This window comes from Streptomyces sp. NPDC051567, assembly GCF_044454165.1.
Taxonomy (GTDB): Bacteria; Actinomycetota; Actinomycetes; order Streptomycetales; family Streptomycetaceae; genus Streptomyces.
Genome location: NZ_JBITDK010000002.1, coordinates 283,343 through 304,386, shown reverse-complemented (window position 1 = coordinate 304,386; position 21,044 = coordinate 283,343). Strand labels below are relative to the sequence as shown.

At 71.6% G+C, this 21,044-nt stretch carries 20 protein-coding genes and 1 pseudogene; 14 read left to right on the top strand and 7 right to left on the bottom strand.

What is annotated here, in order from left to right; genetic code table 11:
* Positions 1 to 94 precede the first annotated feature (94 nt).
* On the bottom strand, positions 95 to 1,375 hold the full coding sequence (xseA, locus tag ACIA5F_RS03495) for an exodeoxyribonuclease VII large subunit (protein WP_399348623.1): 1,281 nt from the start codon (positions 1,373 to 1,375) through the stop codon (positions 95 to 97).
* A gap of 55 nt (positions 1,376 to 1,430) precedes the next feature.
* Positions 1,431 to 2,828 carry an APC family permease gene (locus tag ACIA5F_RS03490; RefSeq protein WP_399348621.1) on the bottom strand — a complete coding sequence of 466 codons (1,398 nt, stop codon included), beginning with the start codon at positions 2,826 to 2,828 and terminating at the stop codon, positions 1,431 to 1,433.
* Positions 2,829 to 2,988: 160 nt separating this feature from the next.
* On the opposite strand from ACIA5F_RS03490, the gene ACIA5F_RS03485 reads away from it, so the two are divergent.
* Both ACIA5F_RS03485 and ppgK read left to right on the top strand, forming a co-directional pair.
* Positions 2,989 to 3,972: a 4-hydroxy-3-methylbut-2-enyl diphosphate reductase gene (locus tag ACIA5F_RS03485; RefSeq protein WP_399348619.1), complete on the top strand. Its 984-nt coding sequence runs from the start codon at positions 2,989 to 2,991 to the stop codon at positions 3,970 to 3,972.
* Between the two features lie 132 nt (positions 3,973 to 4,104).
* Positions 4,105 to 4,926 (top strand): polyphosphate--glucose phosphotransferase, encoded by an 822-nt coding sequence (gene ppgK, locus ACIA5F_RS03480; RefSeq protein ID WP_399348617.1) that lies wholly within the window; start codon positions 4,105 to 4,107, stop codon positions 4,924 to 4,926.
* A gap of 17 nt (positions 4,927 to 4,943) precedes the next feature.
* Here ppgK and ACIA5F_RS03475 read toward each other — a convergent pair whose 3' ends face one another.
* Entirely contained in the window at positions 4,944 to 5,486 is a 543-nt protein-coding gene (locus ACIA5F_RS03475; RefSeq protein WP_399348615.1) for a DUF6542 domain-containing protein, read from the bottom strand.
* A gap of 135 nt (positions 5,487 to 5,621) precedes the next feature.
* On the opposite strand from ACIA5F_RS03475, the gene ychF reads away from it, so the two are divergent.
* Positions 5,622 to 6,710 (top strand): redox-regulated ATPase YchF, encoded by a 1,089-nt coding sequence (gene ychF, locus ACIA5F_RS03470; protein ID WP_399348613.1) that lies wholly within the window; start codon positions 5,622 to 5,624, stop codon positions 6,708 to 6,710.
* Between the two features lie 112 nt (positions 6,711 to 6,822).
* Here ychF and ACIA5F_RS03465 read toward each other — a convergent pair whose 3' ends face one another.
* Complete coding sequence (locus ACIA5F_RS03465) at positions 6,823 to 7,404, bottom strand: Uma2 family endonuclease (protein ID WP_399348611.1); 582 nt, start codon at positions 7,402 to 7,404, stop codon at positions 6,823 to 6,825.
* 310 nt (positions 7,405 to 7,714) lie between these two features.
* Positions 7,715 to 7,978, bottom strand: coding sequence for a type II toxin-antitoxin system RelE/ParE family toxin (locus ACIA5F_RS03460; RefSeq protein WP_399348609.1), 264 nt, complete (start codon positions 7,976 to 7,978; stop codon positions 7,715 to 7,717).
* Positions 7,979 to 7,998: 20 nt separating this feature from the next.
* Here ACIA5F_RS03460 and ACIA5F_RS03455 point away from each other — a divergent pair, with 20 nt between their 5' ends.
* Together ACIA5F_RS03455 and ACIA5F_RS03450 are read left to right on the top strand one after the other, a co-directional pair.
* Positions 7,999 to 8,205 carry a Txe/YoeB family addiction module toxin gene (locus tag ACIA5F_RS03455; protein ID WP_399348607.1) on the top strand — a complete coding sequence of 69 codons (207 nt, stop codon included), beginning with the start codon at positions 7,999 to 8,001 and terminating at the stop codon, positions 8,203 to 8,205.
* 462 nt (positions 8,206 to 8,667) lie between these two features.
* Positions 8,668 to 8,988: a hypothetical protein gene (locus tag ACIA5F_RS03450; protein ID WP_399348605.1), complete on the top strand. Its 321-nt coding sequence runs from the start codon at positions 8,668 to 8,670 to the stop codon at positions 8,986 to 8,988.
* Positions 8,989 to 9,152: 164 nt separating this feature from the next.
* On the opposite strand, the pseudogene ACIA5F_RS03445 reads toward ACIA5F_RS03450, so the two are convergent.
* A pseudogene (locus ACIA5F_RS03445) lies at positions 9,153 to 9,230 on the bottom strand (Uma2 family endonuclease); the annotation flags it as partial.
* Between the two features lie 448 nt (positions 9,231 to 9,678).
* Between ACIA5F_RS03445 and ACIA5F_RS03440 the strand changes: the two are divergent.
* The 3 genes from ACIA5F_RS03440 to ACIA5F_RS03430 all read left to right on the top strand — a co-directional run bounded on the left by ACIA5F_RS03440 (position 9,679) and on the right by ACIA5F_RS03430 (position 13,148).
* Positions 9,679 to 10,764 (top strand): alpha/beta hydrolase, encoded by a 1,086-nt coding sequence (locus tag ACIA5F_RS03440; RefSeq protein ID WP_399348906.1) that lies wholly within the window; start codon positions 9,679 to 9,681, stop codon positions 10,762 to 10,764.
* Positions 10,765 to 11,034: 270 nt separating this feature from the next.
* Positions 11,035 to 12,360, top strand: coding sequence for an alpha/beta hydrolase (locus tag ACIA5F_RS03435; RefSeq protein WP_399348603.1), 1,326 nt, complete (start codon positions 11,035 to 11,037; stop codon positions 12,358 to 12,360).
* 5 nt (positions 12,361 to 12,365) lie between these two features.
* The gene (locus ACIA5F_RS03430; RefSeq protein ID WP_399348601.1) at positions 12,366 to 13,148 is read left to right on the top strand and encodes a trypsin-like serine peptidase; all 783 of its coding nucleotides are present in this window, start codon (positions 12,366 to 12,368) and stop codon (positions 13,146 to 13,148) included.
* 58 nt (positions 13,149 to 13,206) lie between these two features.
* Here ACIA5F_RS03430 and ACIA5F_RS03425 read toward each other — a convergent pair whose 3' ends face one another.
* A complete protein-coding gene (locus ACIA5F_RS03425) occupies positions 13,207 to 14,319 on the bottom strand; it encodes a threonine synthase (protein WP_399348599.1) in 1,113 nt (370 codons plus the stop codon).
* A 240-nt stretch (positions 14,320 to 14,559) separates the two neighbouring features.
* Here ACIA5F_RS03425 and ACIA5F_RS03420 point away from each other — a divergent pair, with 240 nt between their 5' ends.
* The 6 genes from ACIA5F_RS03420 to ACIA5F_RS03395 all read left to right on the top strand — a co-directional run bounded on the left by ACIA5F_RS03420 (position 14,560) and on the right by ACIA5F_RS03395 (position 21,023).
* The gene (locus tag ACIA5F_RS03420) at positions 14,560 to 16,134 is read left to right on the top strand and encodes a S8 family peptidase (protein WP_399348597.1); all 1,575 of its coding nucleotides are present in this window, start codon (positions 14,560 to 14,562) and stop codon (positions 16,132 to 16,134) included.
* Between the two features lie 359 nt (positions 16,135 to 16,493).
* Entirely contained in the window at positions 16,494 to 17,696 is a 1,203-nt protein-coding gene (locus ACIA5F_RS03415; protein ID WP_399348595.1) for a septum formation family protein, read from the top strand.
* A gap of 191 nt (positions 17,697 to 17,887) precedes the next feature.
* Positions 17,888 to 18,640 carry a GntR family transcriptional regulator gene (locus tag ACIA5F_RS03410; RefSeq protein WP_399348593.1) on the top strand — a complete coding sequence of 251 codons (753 nt, stop codon included), beginning with the start codon at positions 17,888 to 17,890 and terminating at the stop codon, positions 18,638 to 18,640.
* Positions 18,641 to 19,524: 884 nt separating this feature from the next.
* Positions 19,525 to 19,710: an SPOR domain-containing protein gene (locus ACIA5F_RS03405; RefSeq protein ID WP_399348591.1), complete on the top strand. Its 186-nt coding sequence runs from the start codon at positions 19,525 to 19,527 to the stop codon at positions 19,708 to 19,710.
* A gap of 29 nt (positions 19,711 to 19,739) precedes the next feature.
* Positions 19,740 to 20,138, top strand: a complete 399-nt coding sequence (locus ACIA5F_RS03400) for a (deoxy)nucleoside triphosphate pyrophosphohydrolase (RefSeq protein WP_399348589.1) — start codon at positions 19,740 to 19,742, stop codon at positions 20,136 to 20,138.
* A 456-nt stretch (positions 20,139 to 20,594) separates the two neighbouring features.
* On the top strand, positions 20,595 to 21,023 hold the full coding sequence (locus tag ACIA5F_RS03395) for an ATP-binding protein (RefSeq protein ID WP_399348587.1): 429 nt from the start codon (positions 20,595 to 20,597) through the stop codon (positions 21,021 to 21,023).
* Positions 21,024 to 21,044 lie beyond the last annotated feature (21 nt).

Sequence of the window (21,044 nt, the reverse complement as noted above, 5' to 3'; positions counted from 1 at the left end):
CTTGTGCGTGCGGTTTATGTGTGTACACGCATTTCGTGCCCGTGTGTAGTTCGTTCCTGTACGTACGGTTCGTGTGCGCGCGGCGCGGTGAAGGTCACTCCGCCTCCGGACCGCTGTCCGGACGCGGAGTGCCTGGACCAGCGACTGGACCAGTGCCCGGACCGGCGTGTTCCGCCACCCGTACGGAGAACTCGCCCGCCGCCACCCGCGCGCGCAGCACCTCGCCCGCCGAGACCTCCTCCGGCGAGCGCACCACGTGCCCGTCGGCCCGTTGCAGCACGGCGTACCCCCGTTCCAGGGTCGCCGCCGGGGAGAGCGCCACCACACGGGCACGGGTGTGCGCGAGTTCGGAGTCGGCCCGGTCGAGCAGGTGCCCCAGCGTCCGGCGGGCGCGGGCCAGCAGCGCCTCCACCTCCGCCTCCCGGGTCTCCACCATCCGCCGCGGATGGACGAAGACCGGCCGCGCGAGGGCGTGCGCGAGCCCCCGCTCCTCCCGGTCGAGCAGCCCGCGCACCGCGCGCAGCCCCCGGCCCTGGAGCTGGCGTACCCGCTCCAGCTCCTCGCCGACGTCCGGGACCACCTTCTTCGCCGCGTCCGTGGGCGTCGAGGCGCGCAGGTCCGCGACCAGGTCGAGGAGCGGGGAGTCCGGCTCGTGGCCGATCGCCGAGACCACCGGGGTGCGGGCCGCCGCGACCGTGCGCACGACCTCCTCGTCGGAGAAGGGCAGCAGGTCCTCCACGCTGCCCCCGCCCCGCGCCACGATGATCACATCGACCTCGGGCAGCGCGTCGAGCTCCTTGACCGCCTCGATCACCTGGGGCACCGCGTGCACCCCCTGGACGGCGACGTTGCGCACCTCGAAACGGACCGCCGGCCAGCGCCGCCGGGCGTTCTCCAGCACGTCCCGCTCCGCCGCCGAGGCCCGCCCCACCACCAGCCCGATCAACTGCGGCAGGAAGGGCAGCGGCTTCTTGCGGTCCAGGGCGAACAGCCCCTCGGCGGCGAGCGAGCGCTTGAGCCGCTCCAGCCGCGCCAGCAGCTCCCCGACCCCGACCGGCCGTATCTCGGTGGCCCGCAAGGAGAGCTGCCCGCGCGGGGCGTACCACTCCGGCTTGGCCAGGACGACGACCCGCGCGCCCTCCGACACCACGTCCGCGACCTCGTCGTAGACCTGCCGGAAGCAGGTCACCCCGACCGAGATGTCGTGCGACGGGTCGCGCAGCGTCAGGAAGACCACCCCCGCGCCCGGCCGCCGGGACAACTGCGTGATCTGCCCCTCCACCCACACCTGACCCAGCCGGTCGATCCAGCCCCCGATGAGCCGGGACACCTGACCCACCGGCAGCGGCGCCTCGGCCGACGTGTTCAGACCCATGTCAGATCCATGTCGGACCCGTGTAAGACCGTGTGCTCAGACCCATGTACGCAGGCTAGCCGCCAGGACCGACGCCGTCTCCGGGGCCGGACGCCGTGATCCCCGCGCGTCGGCCCCGCTGGACCACCAGCAGTCCCAGACCCACCACCAGCCACACCGCCCCGACCAGTTGCGCCGTCCAGGCCGCCTCGGCGATCACCGCGAGGGTCACCGCCGCGCCCAGCACCGGGACCACCAGGTGTTTCCACCAGTTCGGCGGCCCCTCCTTCCGCTTGACCACGAACCAGCCGACCACCGAGGCGTGCAGCAGGGTGAAGGCGGCCAGCGCCCCGATGTCCACCACCGAGACCAGCTGGCCGAGCCCGTCCGGGCGCCGGGCCGCCCACACCGCGGCCACCAGGGTCACCGCCGCCGCCACCAGCAGGGCCGGGCGCGGGGTCCCCGCCGAGGTCCGCGCCAGCGCCCGGGGCAGCCGCCGCTCCCGGGCCATCGCGAAGAGCAGTCGGCCGGCCGCCGCCTGCCCGGCCAGCGCCGCGAAGGCCGCGCCGATCGCCTTGCTGACGGCGACCAGGTCGTGCAGCCAGTCGCCGACGGAGGACTCCACCGCGTCGTAGAAGGCCGGGCCCTGCGCCGCCGGGTCCGCCGCCAGCTCCGCCGAGGAGACGGGCATCAGCAGCGCCGCCAGATAGGTCTGGACGATGAACAGCACCCCGGTCAGGGCCAGACAGAACAGCACCGCCCGCGCCACCCGCTCCGATCCTCCCGTCACCTCCTCGGCGAAGGAGGCGATGGCGTCGAAGCCCAGGTAGGAGAGGACGGCGACCGACACCGCGCCCAGCACGGCCGCCGCCGAGAACCCCAGCGAGCCGTCACCGGTCAGCGGCGAGAGCCAGCCGCGCCGGGGCCCGTGCAGGACCAGCACGGTCACGGCGGCGACCAGGAAGACCAGCAGGACGAGCAGCTCCATGGCCAGCACGGCGAAGCCCACGCGCGCGGCGGCCCGTACGCCCCGCAGGTTGAGCGCCGTGGTGACCACCACGGCCAGGGCCGTCCACACCCACGCGGGGACCGCCGGGACCAGCGCGTGCATCGCGATCCCGGAGAAGAGGTAGGCCACGGCCGGGATGAGGAGGTAGTCCAGCATCGCCATCCACCCGGCGATCAGCCCCGGCCCCTCGCCGAGGCCCTTGCGGGCGTACGTGAAGACCGACCCGGCCTGCGGGGCGACGCGGACCATCTGGGCGTACGAGAACGCCGTGAAGGCCATGGCGACCGTCGCCACCAGGTAGACGAGGGCGACGGCGCCGTGCGACATGGCGTCCAGGGCGCCGAAGACCCCGACCGGGGCCATGGGGGCGATGAACAGCAGCCCGTAGACGACCAGGTCCCGGAAGCCGAGGCTGCGCCGCAGCGCCGAGGGCGCCGCCGCGCTGGAATCCGTACGGGACGCCATCCGTCCTCCGGGTGGTAGCTGGTGATGGCCGGTGGTTGCCGTGGTGGCCGCTGGCGGCCGGTGGCGGCCGGTGCGGGTGATCGTGGGTACGGGCTTTCGGTCCAGTCTCTGCCGAACGGGCGACAACCGGCTTGCTGGAGACCCCCGTACGATGGACGGTATGACTGCTCCCGCTTCCCGACGTGTCCTTCTCGCCGCGCCTCGCGGCTACTGCGCGGGCGTGGACCGAGCCGTGATCGCTGTCGAGAAGGCTCTCGAGCAGTACGGTGCGCCGGTCTATGTCCGCCACGAGATCGTCCACAACAAGTACGTCGTCCAGACGCTGGAGCGGAAGGGCGCCATCTTCGTCGAGAAGACGGATGAGGTCCCCGAGGGCTCCATCGTGATGTTCTCCGCGCACGGCGTGGCGCCCACGGTGCACGAGGAGGCGGCGCGCGGCAAGCTCGCGACGATCGACGCGACCTGCCCGCTGGTCACCAAGGTGCACAAGGAAGCGATCCGCTACGCGGGCGAGGACTTCGACATCCTCCTCATCGGCCACGAGGGCCACGAGGAGGTCATCGGCACCTCCGGCGAGGCCCCGGACCACATCACGATCGTCGACGGCCCGGACGACGTGGACAAGGTCGTCGTGCGGGACGAGTCGAAGATCGTCTGGCTCTCGCAGACCACCCTGTCGGTCGACGAGACGATGGAGACCGTCCACGCGCTGAAGACCAAGTTCCCCCTGCTGGTCTCCCCGCCGAGCGACGACATCTGCTACGCGACGCAGAACCGTCAGGTCGCCGTCAAGCAGATGGGCGCGGACGCCGATCTCGTCATCGTCGTCGGCTCCAAGAACTCCTCGAACTCCATCCGGCTGGTCGAGGTCGCCCTCGACGCGGGCGCCCGCGCCTCCTACCTGGTCGACTTCGCGAGCGAGATCGACGAGACCTGGCTGGAGGGCGTCACCACGGTCGGCCTGACCTCGGGCGCCTCGGTGCCGGAGGTGCTGGTCGAGGAGGTGCTGGAGTGGCTCGCGGAGCGCGGTTACGCGGACGTCGAGCTGGTCAAGACGGCCGAGGAGTCGATCGTCTTCTCGCTGCCGAAGGAGCTGCGCCGCGACCTGCGCGCGGAGGCGGCGGAGATGGTCTCCGGGAAGTAGCCGGGCACGCCGGTGACCGGTCGCCGGTCGCCGGTCGTCGGTGATCGGTGACCGGTCACTGATCACTGATCACTGTGATGCGGTCGGCGTGAACTGCTCGCCGAGAAGTAATGGTTTTCGTACCGTATGTCCATGCAGATCTTCGGCGTGGACATCGGCGGTTCCGGGATCAAGGGCGCTCCCGTGGACCTGGAACCGGACCGTGGCGAGCTGGCGCAGGAGCGCCACAAGGTAGCGACACCGCAGCCGGCCACCCCCGACGGGGTGGCCGGCCGCGTCGTCGAGGTGGTCCGCCACTTCGGCTGGGACGGCCCGGTGGGGGTCACGTTCCCGGGCGTCGTCACGGGCGGCATCACCCGTACGGCGGCCAATGTGGACAAAGGCTGGGTGGACCAGGACGCGGCGGGGCTGCTCTCGCGCGCGCTGGGCGGCCGTCCGGTGACGGTCCTCAACGACGCGGACGCGGCGGGGACCGCCGAGATGACCTACGGGGCCGGGCGCGGGCGCGGCGGCACCGTCATCCTGCTCACCCTGGGCACGGGCATCGGCAGCGCCCTGTTCACGGACGGCCGGCTCGTCCCCAACACGGAGCTGGGCCACCTGGAGCTCAAGGGCCACGACGCGGAGACGCGCGCCTCCGTCAAGGCCAAGGAGGACGGGGACCTCAGCTGGGAGCGGTGGGCGCACCGGCTGCAGAGGTACCTCGCCCACGTGGAGATGCTGTTCTCCCCGGACCTGTTCATCCTCGGGGGCGGCGTCAGCCGCAAGCCGGAGCGGTTCCTGCCGCTGATCGAGGGCATCCGGGCCGAGATCGTCCCGGCGAAGCTCCAGAACGGGGCGGGGATCGTCGGCGCGGCGATGGCGGCCCGGGACGCGGCGGCCGCCGTTTCCGGCGGGTCCGGGTCCGGGTCCGGGGGCGTCGGCGGCGGCGGCGGCGGGGCGGGCCGGGGGTAGCCGGGCGGCCCGGGGCGTCAGAGGGGCTTGCGGGCGCGGCGGCGTCCGCTGAGCACCGCCCGGCGGGCCAGCGCGATCAGGGCGGCGACCAGCGTCCCCGCGTACAGCCAGCCGGCGTGCAGGGACAGTGCGGAGACGAGCCCCATGAGCTGCCCGCCGAAACCGCCGGAGCCGCCCGAGACGGGCCACACCCCGACGGCGAAGGCGATCGGCGCGGAGACCGGTGCGGTGATCAGGTCGGCGGGCCGCACCCAGAGCGCGGTGACGGCCGCGACGACCAGGAAGAGCAGTCCGTAGCAGAAGAGCGAGGCGTCGAAGAGCAGCCAGTCGATCCCGGCGACGGGCAGCATGGCGGCGCAGGCGAACAGCCCGCCGCCGAGGCCCGTCAGCCGGGGCCGGGGCAGCTTGCGCGCCAGGGCGGGCCGCCGGGGCCCGCCGCCGCCCTGGGCGGGCACGGCGGCGGCGGGCGGCCGCCGCCGCTGGGCCGGGGGCCGCTGGGGTTCCTGCGGCTGCTGGGGTCGCTGCGGGTGAGGGGCCGGTCGCGTCCTGTATTGCTCCACCCGACAAAAGTAGGCGGGAAGACAGTCATATGGGCGGCTGGACACGCGTACAACGCCGGACGCTCATCGGAAAGTAAACTGTCCGATGGCCCGCCCCCGGGCCGCCGCCCCCTCCAGCTACGGGAAGTCGCCAACGTGTCGCTCACGATCGGAATCGTCGGCCTGCCGAATGTCGGCAAGTCGACCCTTTTCAACGCCCTGACCAAGAACGACGTGCTGGCGGCCAACTACCCGTTCGCCACCATCGAGCCGAACGTCGGCGTCGTCGGCGTCCCGGACCAGCGCCTCGCGGTCCTCGCGGGTATCTTCGGCTCCCAGAAGATCCTTCCGGCCACGGTCGACTTCGTCGACATCGCGGGCATCGTGCGCGGCGCCTCGGAGGGTGAGGGCCTGGGCAACAAGTTCCTCGCGAACATCCGCGAGTCGGACGCGATCTGCCAGGTCATCCGCGCCTTCAAGGACGAGAACGTCGTCCACGTCGACGGCAAGGTCTCGCCCAAGGACGACATCGAGACGATCAACACCGAGCTGATCCTCGCCGACCTCCAGTCCGTCGAGAAGGCGGTGCCGCGCCTGACGAAGGAGTCCCGTCTCCAGAAGGAGAAGGTCGCGGTCCTGGCGGCGGTCGAGAAGGCCCAGAAGATCCTGGAAGCGGGCGACACCCTCTTCTCCCACGGCATCACCAAGGGCACGGAGCAGGGCGACCTCCTCCACGAGCTGCACCTCCTCACCACCAAGCCCTTCCTCTACGTCTTCAACGTGGACGAGGACGAGCTGACGGACGACGCCTTCAAGGCGGAGCAGAGCGCACTCGTCGCCCCGGCCGAGGCGATCTTCCTCAACGCCAAGCTGGAGCAGGACCTGTCCGAGCTGGACGACGAGGAGGCCCTCGAACTCCTCCAGTCGGTCGGCCAGGAGGAGCCCGGCCTCGCCACCCTCGGCCGCGTCGGCTTCGCCACCCTGGGCCTCCAGACCTACCTGACGGCAGGCCCCAAGGAAACCCGCGCCTGGACCATCCCGCAGGGCGCCACCGCCCCCGAGGCCGCCGGCGTCATCCACACCGACTTCCAGCGCGGCTTCATCAAGGCCGAGGTCATCTCCTTCGCCGACCTGGTCACCTGCGGCTCGGTCGCCGAAGCCCGCGCCAAGGGCAAGGCCCGCATGGAGGGCAAGGACTACGTCATGCAGGACGGCGACGTGGTGGAGTTCCGCTTCAACGTGTAATCGCCTCGTTACTGCACGTTGGCTAGTTTCGTCAAACGTGCAGGTCAGAAGGGATCGGACTCTGGCGAGTCCGATCCCTTCTGCATTCCCGTGCCGACTTGGTGCTGACTTTTCAGCCGTGTCGGGGCGGCGTGAGCTTGTCGAGGTCCAGGCTGACCTCGAAGGGCACCGGGCGCTGGAGAGTGCCCCGGAAGATCCCGGCGGGCGCGTATGCGCCGGTGGGTTCGTCGAGCTCGTAGACGTGGACGACGGGTGCCCCGTCCTCGTCCTCGATGCACCAGTAGTGCGGGATGCCGGCCTCTGCGTACTTGCGAAGCTTCACGCTGCGATCGCGGTGGGCGGACTCGGGGGAGACGACCTCGATGACGAGCTGGACGTCCTCCGGTGCGAACCAGGTGCGGTCCCCGTCGAAGTCGGCCGTTGTCACCAGCAGGTCCGGTTCGGGACGGTTGCGCGGGTCGAGCTTGATGGTCATCTCGCGGCCGACTCTGGTGTCGGCGGGCACCTGCTCCATGAGTGCGACCGTGAGCATGGTGACGAGGTGGCCGTGCCACCACCTCTGCGGCGACATCATGAAGACGAGTGCTCCGTCGATCAGCTCGGTGTGGCGAGGCGCCTCGGGGAGGCGGTCGAGGTCCTCCGCGAACCAGCCTTCCGCGCGAGGCGGGCGCATCCAGTCGGGCAGTGCGGTCATGGCTTCACGGTAGCGGCTATAGCCACCTCGGGTGAGGTGCTCTTGAGCGTCTGGTTCTCACGCTCTGCCGACTGCCGCAAAAGCCGCTGACGCGGGACTGGAGCTCCGACTGGGTTCGCGTCATGGACGCTGTTGAGCAGGCCCGGCGTGAAGAGTTCTTGCGCCGAAACGTGTGAGCGGATGAAATAACACCACGTCGCTGACGTGGCAAACATGCAGGTCGGAAGGGGTCGGGCTCTATCGAGCCCGACCTCTTCGTCGTCACCGTGCTGGATGGGTGCTGGATATCCTGACGTGGGGTCAGTGGCAATCAGGTCTCATGAACGGTGGACCGGTGTCCCACATGAACGACCCAGACCACCAGCTCTCCGTTGTCGATCGTGTAGACGACGCGGTAGTCGCCGACGCGCAGACGGCGTCGCTCGGGCTGGGACACGAGTGCGGTGGTGTTGAAGCCGAGAGGGTCGGTCTCCAACTCGGTCAGCTTGGCCAGGATGCGCAGCGCCATGTCACGAGGGATCTTCCGAAGCTCGGCCTGCGCCCCAGGGCGGAAGACGGCTCGGTACTCACTCACCGCGCGCCAGCGTCTCCCTCATGATGTCCTCCCGTCGCTGTGTGCTGGTCAACCTGTCGGGCGTGCAGGTCGGGAGGGGGTCGACTCCTCCGGGAGTCGGCAAGCCCGAGCCGCTGAAATACCACTTGCCGGGGGCTTGGTCGCGGCGGATCGACGATGAACATCGCCTGGTCCATCTGGTCACGGACAAGGAGATCGTCATCCTCGCGGCCCGGTACCACTACTGACCGTTCATGCGGTGCGGGTGGCGCTGGGACGTTCTCCCCTGCGGGATCGTGGGCCCACTCCTCCGGGAGCGGGCCCCTTGTCTTCCCCGTGCTGGGCCGGCTGGGGGCAAAACGGCCCGGTGAGCAGACGAGCGGGTGGGTGGTGGAGGGTCGTGGAGGTTCTTCCGGCTCCGTGGTCATGAGCGCGCCGGGAGCGGGAGCGGGAGCTCGATCGGGTGGCTTCGGCCCGCACTCCGCGTCTTCCTCGTGGTCGGTGAGTAGGACGTACGGCTATGGGAATCGGCGACCGGCACCAGAAGAAGGATGTCGAAGCGGCGCTCAAGAGGGCGGAGGCGGCCGGGCTCAAGGTGACTCGTACAGGAGGCGGTCACAAGTGGGGCTACGTGCTGTGCTGTCCGTGCAACCAGCGGCGCACGGTGTCCTGTACGCCGCAGAACCCGAGCGAAGAAGCAAGGTATATCGATGGTTTCGTCAGGCAACACCGCGCTTGCGCGTAACTGGTACTTCAACCTGGTTTTGCAGGATGTCATTACCGAGGAACAGTCCGATGCGCTGGCACAGTTGGCCAGCTTTCACGACGGGAGAATCTCGCTGGTCGAGTCCCCTGAGCGCTCCTGGTTCACCTGCTCATTCGAGGCAGGGACGCTGACTCAGGCCATCGCCGATGCCCTGGCACGTTTCAAGGACTTCCCGGGTGTCCTGGTCCGTAGCGTCGAGCTGGACCCGATCGCTCTTGAGTACAACGAGATGGTGACACCGGCCGTGGTGAGACTGCCCGCGTAGGGGTCCAGCCGGCGCCTCGCACCCGTACCGTGCTGAACGTTCCGCTTCAACGTGTGCCGTGTTGTCGTTCTGCGTCAGGTCATCGGTCGAACGTGCAGGACAGAAGGGGTCGGGCTCCGGTGAGCTCGGCCCTTCCGTATTCCCGTGCTGACGTGGAATCGCGCCTCGTCCTTGACGCACCAGTAGTGCCGGATGCCGGCCTCGGCGTACTCGCGCAGCTCGACGGTCCGGTCGCGGCGGGCGCATCCGGTCGGGCAGTGCGGTCACGGCGTCACGGCAGCCCGGGTGCGTACTTCCGGGGTGGGGTGTGCGGGGGTTGAGATGTCGGTCATGTTTTTGCCGGGCTTTGGAACTGCGCGCGGCATTCGTACATCAGAGCTAGGGGATGCCCAGCCGTTCTGCCCCCCGGGGCAGTCATGACCGTTCGGAGCGAAGTTCGTGCACCAGTACCCGCAGCGCCCGCGGCCTGATGACCAGTCGCCGTACCAGGAGCACCCGGCCCGCGGTGGCCGGCCGCAGGTACAGCCGCAGGAGCAGGGCAGACCGCAGGGCCAGGGCCCGGGTCGGGGCAACGGGTACGAGGCCGGTTACGAAGCGGGGTACGAGGCCGGGTACCGGGAGGGCGGCCAGCAGACGTACGGGCAGACGTACGGGCAGTCGCCGGAGCAGGGGTTCCAGCCGTACCCGCCCCTGCGGCCGGAGGAGGAGGAAGAGCGGCCCGGGCGGTCCCGGCGGGCGATATGGATCAGCCTCGTCGTGGTCCTCGCGCTGCTCCTCGGCGGTGGCGGGTTCGCCGCCTGGAAACTCGACTGGTTCTCCGGCAACGGCGAGGCCGTGAGCTTCGGCAAGGGGGCCGGCGCCGAAGCAGAGAAGAAGACGCCGGGCGGGGCCCAGGCCGCCAAGCCCACCGCCGACCCGGACGTGCTCATGCCGACCGGGCCGGAGTCCGCCTTCAAGCAGACCACCAAGCTGGACGACGGCACGGTCATCGCCAAGACCCGGCTCGCGGGTGCCAAGTCCGGGTTCGAGGGTGACGTCTGGGTCTGGACGCCCAAGGAGTACGGCGACCCGAAGTACGCCAAGAGCGGCTTCCCGGTGCTCATCGCGCTCCCCGGCGGCAACGGGTTCCCGAGCAACTACTGGTCGGACCGGAGCCTCGGTCTCCAGAAGGCCATCAGCGAAGGCGTCCAGGCCGGTACCAGCCTGCCGTTCGTCGTGATCATGCCGGTGCTCAACCCGGACAACAAGTACTACTACGACGGCTCGGACATCCCCGGCCAGGCCAAGATGGGCACCTGGATCGCCGAGGACGTCCCGGCCTTCGCCAAGGCCAACTTCCGCACCTACAAGTCCCGCGACGGCTGGGCCTTCATGGGCTCCTCCTCGGGCGCCTTCGTCGGCATGAAGACGGTCCTCCAGCACCCGGACAAGTTCAAGGCCGTGATCGCCAGCGGCGGCGAGATCGTTCCGGACTCCCCGCTGTGGAAGGGGAACACGCAGGCCATGGACGCGAACAACCCCGAGAAGCTCGCCCAGAAGCTGATCGACACGGGCGGCCCCGAGGTCTACATCAACTTCCAGATCGGCACGAAGGAGAGCGGGAAGGAGCGGATGACGAAGTTCCAGCAGCAGTACGGCAAGGGACCGGTCAAGATGACCATCCGCGACATCCAGAACGGCGAGCACAACGGCTGGCACTACGTCCGGGGCATGAAGGAAGGCTCCCTGGAGTGGATCAGCAAGGTGCTCAAGGGTCCGAAGCCCGAAACGGGCTGACCGGACCCGAAACGGGCTGACCGGACCCGGAGCGGGCCGACGGACCCGGCGTCCGCCGCCGCCCGGAGCCTGAGCCGCCGGTGGACGGGACCCGCCGCCCCGCCCCCGCTCCGGCCGGTGCGCGCCCCCGGCCCCCGGCGGAGAGCGCCACGTCACCCCGGGCCCAGGCAACCCATCCGGCCGTTCGTGCCTCTGTTAAAGGTGTAAGGGGGACCGATCGGTCCGACCCGCGCTCCCGTGCGAGCGCCGGAGAAGGAACGGGACACATCCGTGCAGCATGACCAGCAACGCGACGGCGGCCTCACGACCACGGGCAGCGCCACGACCACCACGGCCGAACCGGTGAACACGGGCGGTCCCACGACGGGGGGCACCCCCGGGGCGAGGGGCGGGGCCATGACGGGGGAGACCACCACGGCCGGGGGGACCACCACGGCCCCGGGGACCGTCCCGGACGCGGGCCGCCGTCGGTCCCGTCGGCTGCGCCGGACCCTGATCGGGAGCGGGCTCGTCCTCGCCCTCGCGGGCGGGGGCGGCGCGGCGTACGCATTCGGACTCTTCTCCGACATAGGCGATCCGGTCTCCTTCGGCGAGGTCCAGAAGCCGACGGTGTCCACCACGTCCACCACGTCCACCACGGGCCCGGGCCCGGACACGGGTACGGGTACGGGTGCCGGTGCGCCTACGGGCACCGCCCCCGCGCCCGGCGGCGGGGGCGGCGGCGGGTCCGTCGTACGGATGCCCACCGGCCCGGCTGCCGCTTTCGTCCGTACCAGCCGGCTGCCGGACGGGACGGAGATCGCCATGACCACGCTCACCGGCAAGAAGTCCGGTTTCACGGGTGACGTGTGGGTCTGGACGCCCAAGGAGTACCGGGACCCGAAGTACGCCAAGAGCGCCTTCCCGGTCCTGATCTCCCTGCCCGGGGGCCGCGGCTACCCCAAGAACTACTGGGGGACCGGCCCCGGGCTCGGGCTCCAGCAGGCCGTGACCGACGGGGCGAAGTCGGGCAAGAGCCTGCCCTTCGTCCTCGTCATGCCGGTGATCAACGCCGACACCAAGAACCACTTCGACGGCTCGGACATCCCCGGCCAGGCCAGGATGGGCACCTGGATGGCCGATGACATCCCGGATTTCACGAAGGCCAATTTCCGGACCTTCACCTCCCGCGACGGCTGGGCCTTCATGGGCTCCTCCTCGGGCGGATTCGGCGCGTTCAAGCAGGTCCTGAAGTACCCCGACCGGTTCAAGGCGGTCATCGCCAGCGGGATCGACATCGTCCCCGATTCCCCGCTGTGGAAGGGGAACACGCAGGCCATGGACGCGGACAACCCCGAGAAGCTCGCCCAGAAGCTGATCGCCGCGGGCGGCCCCGAGGTCTACATCAACTTCCAGATCGGGACCGCGGAGACCGGCCGCGAGAAGCCCGAGAAGTTCATGAAGGAGTACGGGAAGGGTCCCGTGCACACCAGGCTCCAGGTGATCCAGGATGGTGAGCACAACGGAAAGTCGTACGTGCGAGGCATGAGGGAGGGCTCCCTGGAGTGGATCAGCAAGGTGATGCTGGCACCGACACCCGACCCCGGCGTGCGTTGAGCCCCGTGGTGAAGGGGGCGTCGGCGGCTGCCGCCGCCGGGATCGCGGCGGTCCTCGCCGTCGCCTTCTTCAAGGCGCCGGGCGACAGCGCGGCGGTCCACCCCTTCCCCACGGTCGGCGTACTCATGGCGAACGGGGAGCACTGGTGCACGGCGAGCGTCGTCGACAGCCCCAAGGGCAACGTCGTCGCCACCGCCGCGCACTGCGTGGCCCCGGCGGGCGAGGACGGGAACCCGGGCGAGGTCGCCCACGACGGGCTCGCCATCGGTGAGCTGTCCTTCGTCCCCGCCTTCTCCGGCGAGGGCTCGGGCGCCCGTCCCCTCGGGGCGTGGAAGGTCCGCTCGATCCACGTGGACGACCGCTGGACGAAGTGGGGCGAGGACACCGCCGACTTCGCCTTCCTCACCGTCGACCCGGACGCACGGGGGCGCACCGTCGAGGAGGTGGTGGGCCGGGGCGAGTCCCCGGCCCCCGCGTGGACCTCGGGGTACGAGCGGGACGTGACGGTTGTCGGCTACCCGGAGTCCGAGCGCAACCCGAAGAACAAGCCGGTCTCCTGCACCACCCAGACCCGCCACGACACGGACGAACCCGACATGCTGTACATCAGCTGCGCGGGTTTCTGGACGGGGACCAGCGGCAGCCCGTGGATCGCGGACCGCGGCGGCCCGGGGCGGCCCGGCCAGCTCATCGGGGTGCTGAGCGGCGGGAACACGGACGTGGACTCGACGGCCGCCCTCTTCGACGAGCACGCGAAGGCACTCTACGAACAGGCGACCCGGGGCTGACCCGCGGCCCGGCCGCGCGCCACCGCGCGCGAGGCGCCGGGCGCCACCGCACGCGGTGTCAGGGGGCCAGGCCCGTCTTCGCGCCCGCGCCGCAGAGGGGGAGGACCGCCGAGCGGCCCCGCAAGGGGTCCGACGGGGACCCGGGGCCCACCGCCGCCCAGCAGGCGGCGGCCGTCGGTTCGACGAAGAGGCCGCGCGCGGCCAGGTCCCGCTGGGCCCGGCGCAGGGCCGCGTCCGTGACCGTGACGAAGGTGCCGCCGGACGCGCGGACCGCGGCCAGGATCTGCCGGGCGCGCGGCGGGGCCGCGATCGCGATCCCCTCGGCCAGGGTCGGCCGCCGCTCCACCGGGTCGGCGTCCCGGGCGCCCGCCGCGAAGGCGCGGGCCAGCGGGGCCACCGCCTCCGCCTGGACCGCGATCAGGGACGGCGGCCGGACCCCGCGCGCGGCCAGCTCCGTCACCGCCAGCGCGGCCCCCAGCAGCAGGGTCCCGTTGCCCACCGGGACGACCAGGGTCCGGGGCAGCCGGCCGCCGAGCGCCTCCCACACTTCGTACACGTATGTCTTCGTCCCGTGAAGGAAGTACGGGTTGAAGACGTGGCTCGCGTAGAAGACCCCGGGGGTGTCCGCCGCGGCGCGGGCCGCCGCCGCGGCTGCCTCCCGGCCGCCCGGGACCACGCGTACGGCCGCCCCGTGCGCCCGCATCTGGTCCGTCTTCTTCTCCGAAGTGCCCTCGGGCACAAAAACTTCACAACTCAGCCCGGCCCGTGCGCAGTAGGCCGCCACGGAGGTTCCCGCGTTGCCGCTGCTGTCCGCCACGACCCGCCGCGGACCGAGCCGCCGGGCCACCTCGGCGAGCATCACCGCACCCCGGTCCTTGAAGGAGAGCGTCGGCATCAGGTAGTCGAGCTTGGCGTGAATCCGCTCTGCCAGCGGCACCAGTGGAGTGTTCCCCTCCGCCAGTGACACGGAGAACGCCCCCGGCAGCGGCAGCGCGGGCCCGTACCGCCACAGCGAGTTGGGTCCGGCCGCCGGTTCCAGCGCGCTGGCCGGATTCGGTGTGAAGTCGAGGTCCCAGGGCCCCGCGCAGACCGGGCAGCACCAGGGCGCGGTGCGGGCGTCCGCGCGGGTGGCGTCGTCGGGGCAGACGTAACCGGGAAGCGCGTGCGACATGTTCCGAGCACCTTTGCTCAATCATGGCCGTTGTATGGCGCGGATGTTACGCGTCCGTTGTCCTCTTGTGGGACACGGCAACGGTGGGTCAACCTTTCGGTGGCACCAGCCCGACCGTTCCTTCGGTTGTCATGAGCATGTCCTGTGTGCATGTCCCCATGCCCGCACGACGGCATGCCCGACGACCGGCCCGTCGGGTTCACCCCCCGCAACGCGCCACCTATGAGGAGGACCCCTCACATGTCCGTGATCCGCCACACCCGCCGGAAACTCGCCGGCATCAGCGCGACCGCCGTCGTGGCCCTCGCGCTCGGCACGGCTGCGGCGCTACCCGCCTCGGCAGCCGATCTCGGCGCGCAGGGCGTCATCCAGAACGCGGGCGTCTCCGGGTCGATCCCCGGCAGCTACATCGTGACCCTGAAGGACTCCGCCCCCCGCTCCACCACCGAGAGCGGCAAGGCCGTCGCCAAGCGGTACGGGGCGAAGATCGACCGGACCTACAGCGCGGCCCTCAACGGCTACTCCGTCGAGGTCTCCGAGGCGCAGGCCAAGAAGCTCGCCGCCGACCCGGCCGTCGCGTCGGTCGTGCAGAACCGCCTCTTCACCGTCGACGCCACCCAGGTCAACCCGCCCTCCTGGGGCCTGGACCGCATCGACCAGACCGCGCTCCCGCTGAACCAGAGCTACACCTACCCGGACCACGCGGGCGAGGGCGTCACGGCGTACGTCATCGACACCGGTGTCCGCATCACCCACCAGGACTTCGGCGGCCGTGCCTCCTACGGCTACGACGCCGTCGACAACGACAACACCGCCCAGGACGGCCACGGCCACGGCACGCACGTCGCCGGCACGGTCGGCGGCACCGCGTACGGCGTGGCCAAGAAGGCCAAGATCGTCGGCGTCCGGGTGCTCAACAACCAGGGCTCGGGCACCACGGCCCAGGTCGTCGCGGGCATCGACTGGGTGACGCAGAACGCCGTCAAGCCGGCCGTGGCCAACATGTCGCTCGGCGGCGGCGCGGACCCCGCGCTCGACGCGGCCGTCCGCAACTCCATAGCCTCCGGCATCACCTACGCCGTCGCGGCGGGCAACGAGTCCACCGACGCCTCCACCAAGTCCCCGGCGCGCGTCGGCGAGGCCATCACGGTCGGCGCCACCACCAACACGGACGCGAAGGCCACCTACTCCAACTTCGGCACCATCCTGGACCTCTTCGCGCCGGGCTCCGCCATCACCTCGACGTGGGGCACCGGGGACGCCGCCGTCAACACCATCTCCGGCACCTCGATGGCCTCGCCGCACGTCGCGGGTGCCGCCGCCCTCTACCTCGCGCAGAACCCGGGCAGCACCCCGGCCCAGGTCTCGGCGGGCCTCGTGGCCGCCGCCGTCCCGAACGTGGTGACCGGCCCCGGTACGGGCTCCCCGAACCGGCTGCTCAACGTCGGCGTCGGCACCCCGCCGAACCCCGGCGGCCCCCGCTTCGAGAACCTGAACGACTTCGCGGTCAACGACAACACCACCGTCGAGTCGCCCGTCACCGTCAGCGGGGTCGCCGGCAACGCCCCGGCCGCGCTGAGCGTTCCCGTCGACATCAAGCACACCTACATCGGTGACCTGCGCGTCGACCTCGTCGCCCCCGACGGCACCGTCTACAACCTGCACAACCGCACCGGCGGCGGCGCGGACAACCTCATCCAGACCTACACGGTCAACGCCTCCTCCGAGGTCGCCAACGGTGTCTGGAAGCTGCGCGTCGCGGACCTCGCGAGCGCGGACATCGGCAAGATCGACTCCTGGGCGCTCCAGTTCTGAACGGTCCGAACGGTCCGAACGGTTTGGACGGTTTGGACGGTCTGAACAGTTCGGACGGTCCGGACGGTTTGAACCGGGAGCCGTGTACGACCGGCGGGAACCGCGACGAGCGGCGTAGTGAGAAGGACAGCAGCAAGAACGGCACGTAAGGACAGCAAGAAGGACAGCAAGAAGGACAGCGGAACGTAAGGCAGCACCACAGGGCACCGCGTACGACCGCGCGTACGGGACTGCGCGCGGTCGCTCGTACGCCGCGATGAACAGGCAGGGGCGACCGTCAGGGCGGTCGCCCCTGCTGCGTACTATTCGCGCATTCGTTCGCGTCTTTTGTCGCATCTTCCGATGGAGCACCACGCCCCGTGAGCACGCCGCCGCCCTCGCCGCCGACTCCTCCCACCGGCCCCGGCCCCGGCTTCGGCCCCGGACCCGGAACCGGCCACTCCTGGCCCCCGCCCTCTCCGCTGCCCGTCTGGGGTCCGCCCCCCGCCGCGCGGCAGCCCTCGCTCAACGGCTTCGCGCTCGCCTCGGTCCTCGTCGGACTGCTCTGCTTTCCCCCGCTGGGCATCGTCTTCGCCGTCGTGGCCCTCGTCCAGACGGCGGGAGGGCGGCAGCGGGGACGGGCGCTCGCGGTCGTCGGCCTGGTGGTCTCGGTGGTGATGTCGGGCGTCCTCGCCCTCACCGCGGACCGGTTCTCGGCGGCGGTCCGCGACCGGCTGGCCCCGGCCGCGGAGATCCCCGACGTGCCGGGCGAGCTGACCGACATCGACGGGCTGCGGGCCGGCGACTGCTTCAACGTCCCGGGCGGGGACCTGATGACGGACCGGCCCCGGACGTACCGGGTGGACTGCGCGCAGGAGCACCACGGCGAGATCACCCTCTCCGAGGTGCTGGACGACGGGGGCGTCATGCCCGGTTCGAACCTGGCGGAGCGGGAGGCCGAGAGCAGCTGCTGGAAGGCGCAGGACGCCTACGCGATGGACACCTGGGCCCTGCCCGAGTCCGTGGAGATGTACTACTTCGCCCCCTCCCGCGAGTCCTGGCGCGAGGGCGACCGGCGACTGTTGTGCGTGATCGGCACGACGGCGGAGGAGCAGAAGGGCAGCCTGCACCAGGAGGCCGGGGCGCTGACGCCCGGACAGGCCGCCTTCCTCCGGGCGGCGAACGCCGTCGAGCAGGTCATCGGCGCCAGGTCGCCGATGGCGGACGTCGCGGACACGCTGTCCGAGCACCAGGCGTGGGCGCGCGAGGCGCAGGCGGCGCTGGCGTACGAGGCGGAGGTGCTGGGGGAGGCCAGGTCCGGGCCGGGGATGGAGAAGCCCGTCCGGGCGCGGCTGAAGGAGATCGAGACGGCCCGGCTGGCGTGGCAGCGGGCCTCCCAGGCGCGGACCGCCACGGAGTTCGACGTCCAGTGGGGCCGGGCCCTGCGGGCGATGTCCGTGGAGACGGAGAAGGCGCTGCGCGGCGCGTACGGGCTGTCGACGCAGGTCCCGTGGTGGGCGGAGGAGGGCGCGGCGGGCCCGGAGGGCGGTTGGGGCGGCGGGCCGCCCTCCCAGCAGGTGTGAGGGGCCGGGCCGGGGGCCCGGTTCCGGGTTTCCGGGGCCGCACTTCGGGGCCGCGTTCCTGGGGGTAACGCACGGTAAGGGGTTTGAGTGACCTGCCTTCATCACTTCGGGTGAAACTTTGGCCCTCGCTTGCGGTGTGCCACGTTCGGTTGCCAGGGTGTAGCTGTCTGTCAACCTGATGGGAGTGGCCAGTGACTTTCGGTGAGCAGCCGGCCTATCTGCGCGTGGCGGGGGACCTGCGGCGGAAGATCGTCGACGGCTCCCTCCCCCCGCACGCCCGGCTCCCCTCGCAGGCCCGTATCCGCGAGGAGTACGGGGTCTCCGACACCGTGGCGCTGGAAGCGCGCAAGGTCCTGATGGCGGAGGGGCTGGTCGAAGGCCGCTCCGGGTCCGGTACGTACGTACGGGAGCAGCCCGTGCCCCGGCGGGTCGCGCGCTCCGGCTACCGCACGGGCGGCACCTCGACGCCGTTCCGGCAGGAGCAGGCGGAGGCGGGCGCCCGGGGCACGTGGGAGTCGAACAGCGAGCAGACGGGCGCCCCGGCGGGGATCGCGGAGCGGCTCGGCATCGAGCCGGGCGAGCGGGTGATGCGGACGCGGTACGTCTTCCGGGACGCGGGCGAGGCGATGATGCTGTCGACGTCATGGGAACCGCTGGCCCTGACCGGCCGGACCCCGGTGATGCTCCCCGAGGAGGGCCCGCTGGGCGGCTCCGGGGTGGTCGACCGGATGGCCGCGATCGAGGTCGTCGTGGACAACGTGGTCGAGGATGTCGGCGCCCGGCCGGGGCTGGCGGAGGAACTCCTCCTCCTGGGCGGGGTCCCCGGGCACGTGGTGCTGGTGATCGGCCGCACCTACTTCGCCTCCGGGCGCGCGGTGGAGACGGCCGATGTGGTGGTCCCGGCGGACCGCTACCGCCTCTCCTACCACCTCCCGGTGCGGTGACCCTGCGGGACCGGACGGGTGGGGAGGGGCGGGGCGGCACGGGCGGGCGGTGCCGGCGGTCCGCGCGGGCTTCCGGTCCGTGTGGGCTTCCGATCCCGGTTTCCGGCTGAGGCGGCCGTGGCGGCGCGCCCGGCGGGGCCCGGCCGGACGGCGCGGTACCGGTCCGGCGGTCCCGCCGTCCCGCCGACTGCCGGGCGGTGCGGCCGACTGCCGTCCCGTAGGCCGCCGTCCGGCCCGGGCGGCCTACGCGGGCGGGTGGCGGGTGTGGGGTCCGTGTGACGCTGCGTTGCTCCCGGTGTTCGTGCGGCCGGGTGGTGCCTCCGGCCGACCGGCGGGTTTCGGCGCGATGGTGATCGGCCGTGCCGGGGCGGGCCCCGGACGCCCCGGCGGGGTCCGGCACGTGCGCCGGGTCCGGGTCCGGCCCTCCTCCGGTGCGGGTGGCCGCCCGGTCGGCGGCGGGGAAGTACGGCCAGCTCGGACCCGGTCCGGCCGGGGCGCGGGAGCGGTCCGGGTACGGAGGCGTGCGGGAGCGCAGTGCGGTGGACCTGCCCGGCGTGTGAGCCGGTGCGCGCGCCCCCGGCGCCACCGGCCGTGTGCCCCGCCGGGCCCGGACCGCTCCACCGGACCTTGCCCCGCCCGACCGGTGTGACCTGCGGCGACGGCTGCCGGGCGGGGGTGGGAGCGGAGAGGGGGCCGGTCGGCACCCCGGTGCGCCGGGTCCGGGCCGGAGCGCACGGCGCCCTCGTACGCGTGGCCGGATGCTTACGCCCGCGAGGTACCTCTTCGTGAAAAATCGTATCCGCTGAGTGAAGGTCGGGCGTAAGCTCCGGCATATGCGCAATGCGGTTTCCCGGTCAGGTGCCCCCGCGGAGGGTGAGAACGCGATGAACGACGGCGGTGCCCTGCTCCAGTGGCTGGTCATACGGCAGGACGACAACGGCAACCGCTACCGGGTGGGCCGGTACCCCACCCGGGCCGAGGCCCAGAAGGTCGCCGACGGCTTCGAGGACCGGGGGCACCGGCAGACCTACTGGGTCGAGAAGATCGGCCAGAGCGCCACGAAGAACTGAGTGTTCCGGCATTGACATAGGCTCCGCCCATGACGGTAAGAGTGGTCGTGGGCGGAGCCCTTTGTCATGAGGGGCGCCTGCTGGCCGCCCGCCGCAGCGCGCCGCCGGAGCTGGCCGGGCGCTGGGAGCTGCCGGGCGGGAAGACGGAACCGGGCGAGTCCGTGCCCGAGGCGCTGGTGCGCGAACTGCGCGAGGAACTCGGCGTGGAGACGGAGCCGCTGGAGCGGATTCCGGGGGAGTGGCCGCTCAAGCCCGGCCTGGTCCTGCACGTGTGGACCGCGCGACTGGTCTCCGGGGAGCCCGCACCGCTGGAGGACCACGACGAGCTGCGCTGGCTCGGGCCGCAGGAACTGGACTCGGTGGACTGGCTCGACCAGGACCGTCCGGCCGTCGCCGAGGCCGGGCGCCGGCTGAGCGAAGGCGCGTGACCCGCGCGGTCCTGTGACCCGCGCGGTCCGCAGCGGATGACGACCCCGGCCGGATGACGACCCCGCCCGCGTGACGGCCGGGGCCCGTACCGCCCGGCCCGGCCCCGTCCCCCGTCCCGGATGTCAGGTGCCGGATGGCCGGATGCCGGGTACCCGGGTTTCGGCAGGGTGGTGCCCCGGCCCGGTCCCGGGTTCCGGCCGTCGGGGGAGGGCGCGCGGGGGCGCGCGAGGAGGGTGGTCCGGGGCGCGTGGGGGCGCACGACGCACACCTTCGCGCCACACGGGGGCGCGTGGCGTTCGCCGTCCGGGCCGACTGGGCCGTCTGCGCCACCGTGCGCCGGTGTGTGAGAAGCGAGTGGTACGACGCCCTAAATATCGGGTATGTCGCTATTAATCCCCATCCCGCCCCCCTTTCGTCCCCGACGAACCGGACTGGGGTCACCGCTGGCCCGGGAAGTGATCGGCGTGATCGACACAGACGGTGAATGCGCCGAGTGGGCCTTCCCCGCCGAGCCCGGCGCGGTCCGCGCCGCCCGCCACGCCGTGCGCGCCGCCCTCCGGGACTGGGGGCTGGATTCCGTCGGCGACGTGACCGTCCTGCTGGTCAGCGAGTTGGTCACCAACTCCCTGCGGTATGCTTCCGGCCCCATCGGGGTCCGGCTGGTGCGGCGCAATCAGGCCAACGGGAGTCCGGAGGGGGGCGCCGCGCTGCTCGTGGAGGTTTCCGATCCGCTGCCCGATCCGCCCCGCGAACGGGTCGCGCGACCGGACGACGAGGGCGGCCGGGGCCTGCATCTCGTCGCGACCTCGTCGCGGCGCTGGGGAACGCGACACGGAAAGTCGGGCAAGACCGTGTGGTTCGAGTTGGCTATTCCTGGTGAGTAACAGGGTGAACGGTGGCAGGGG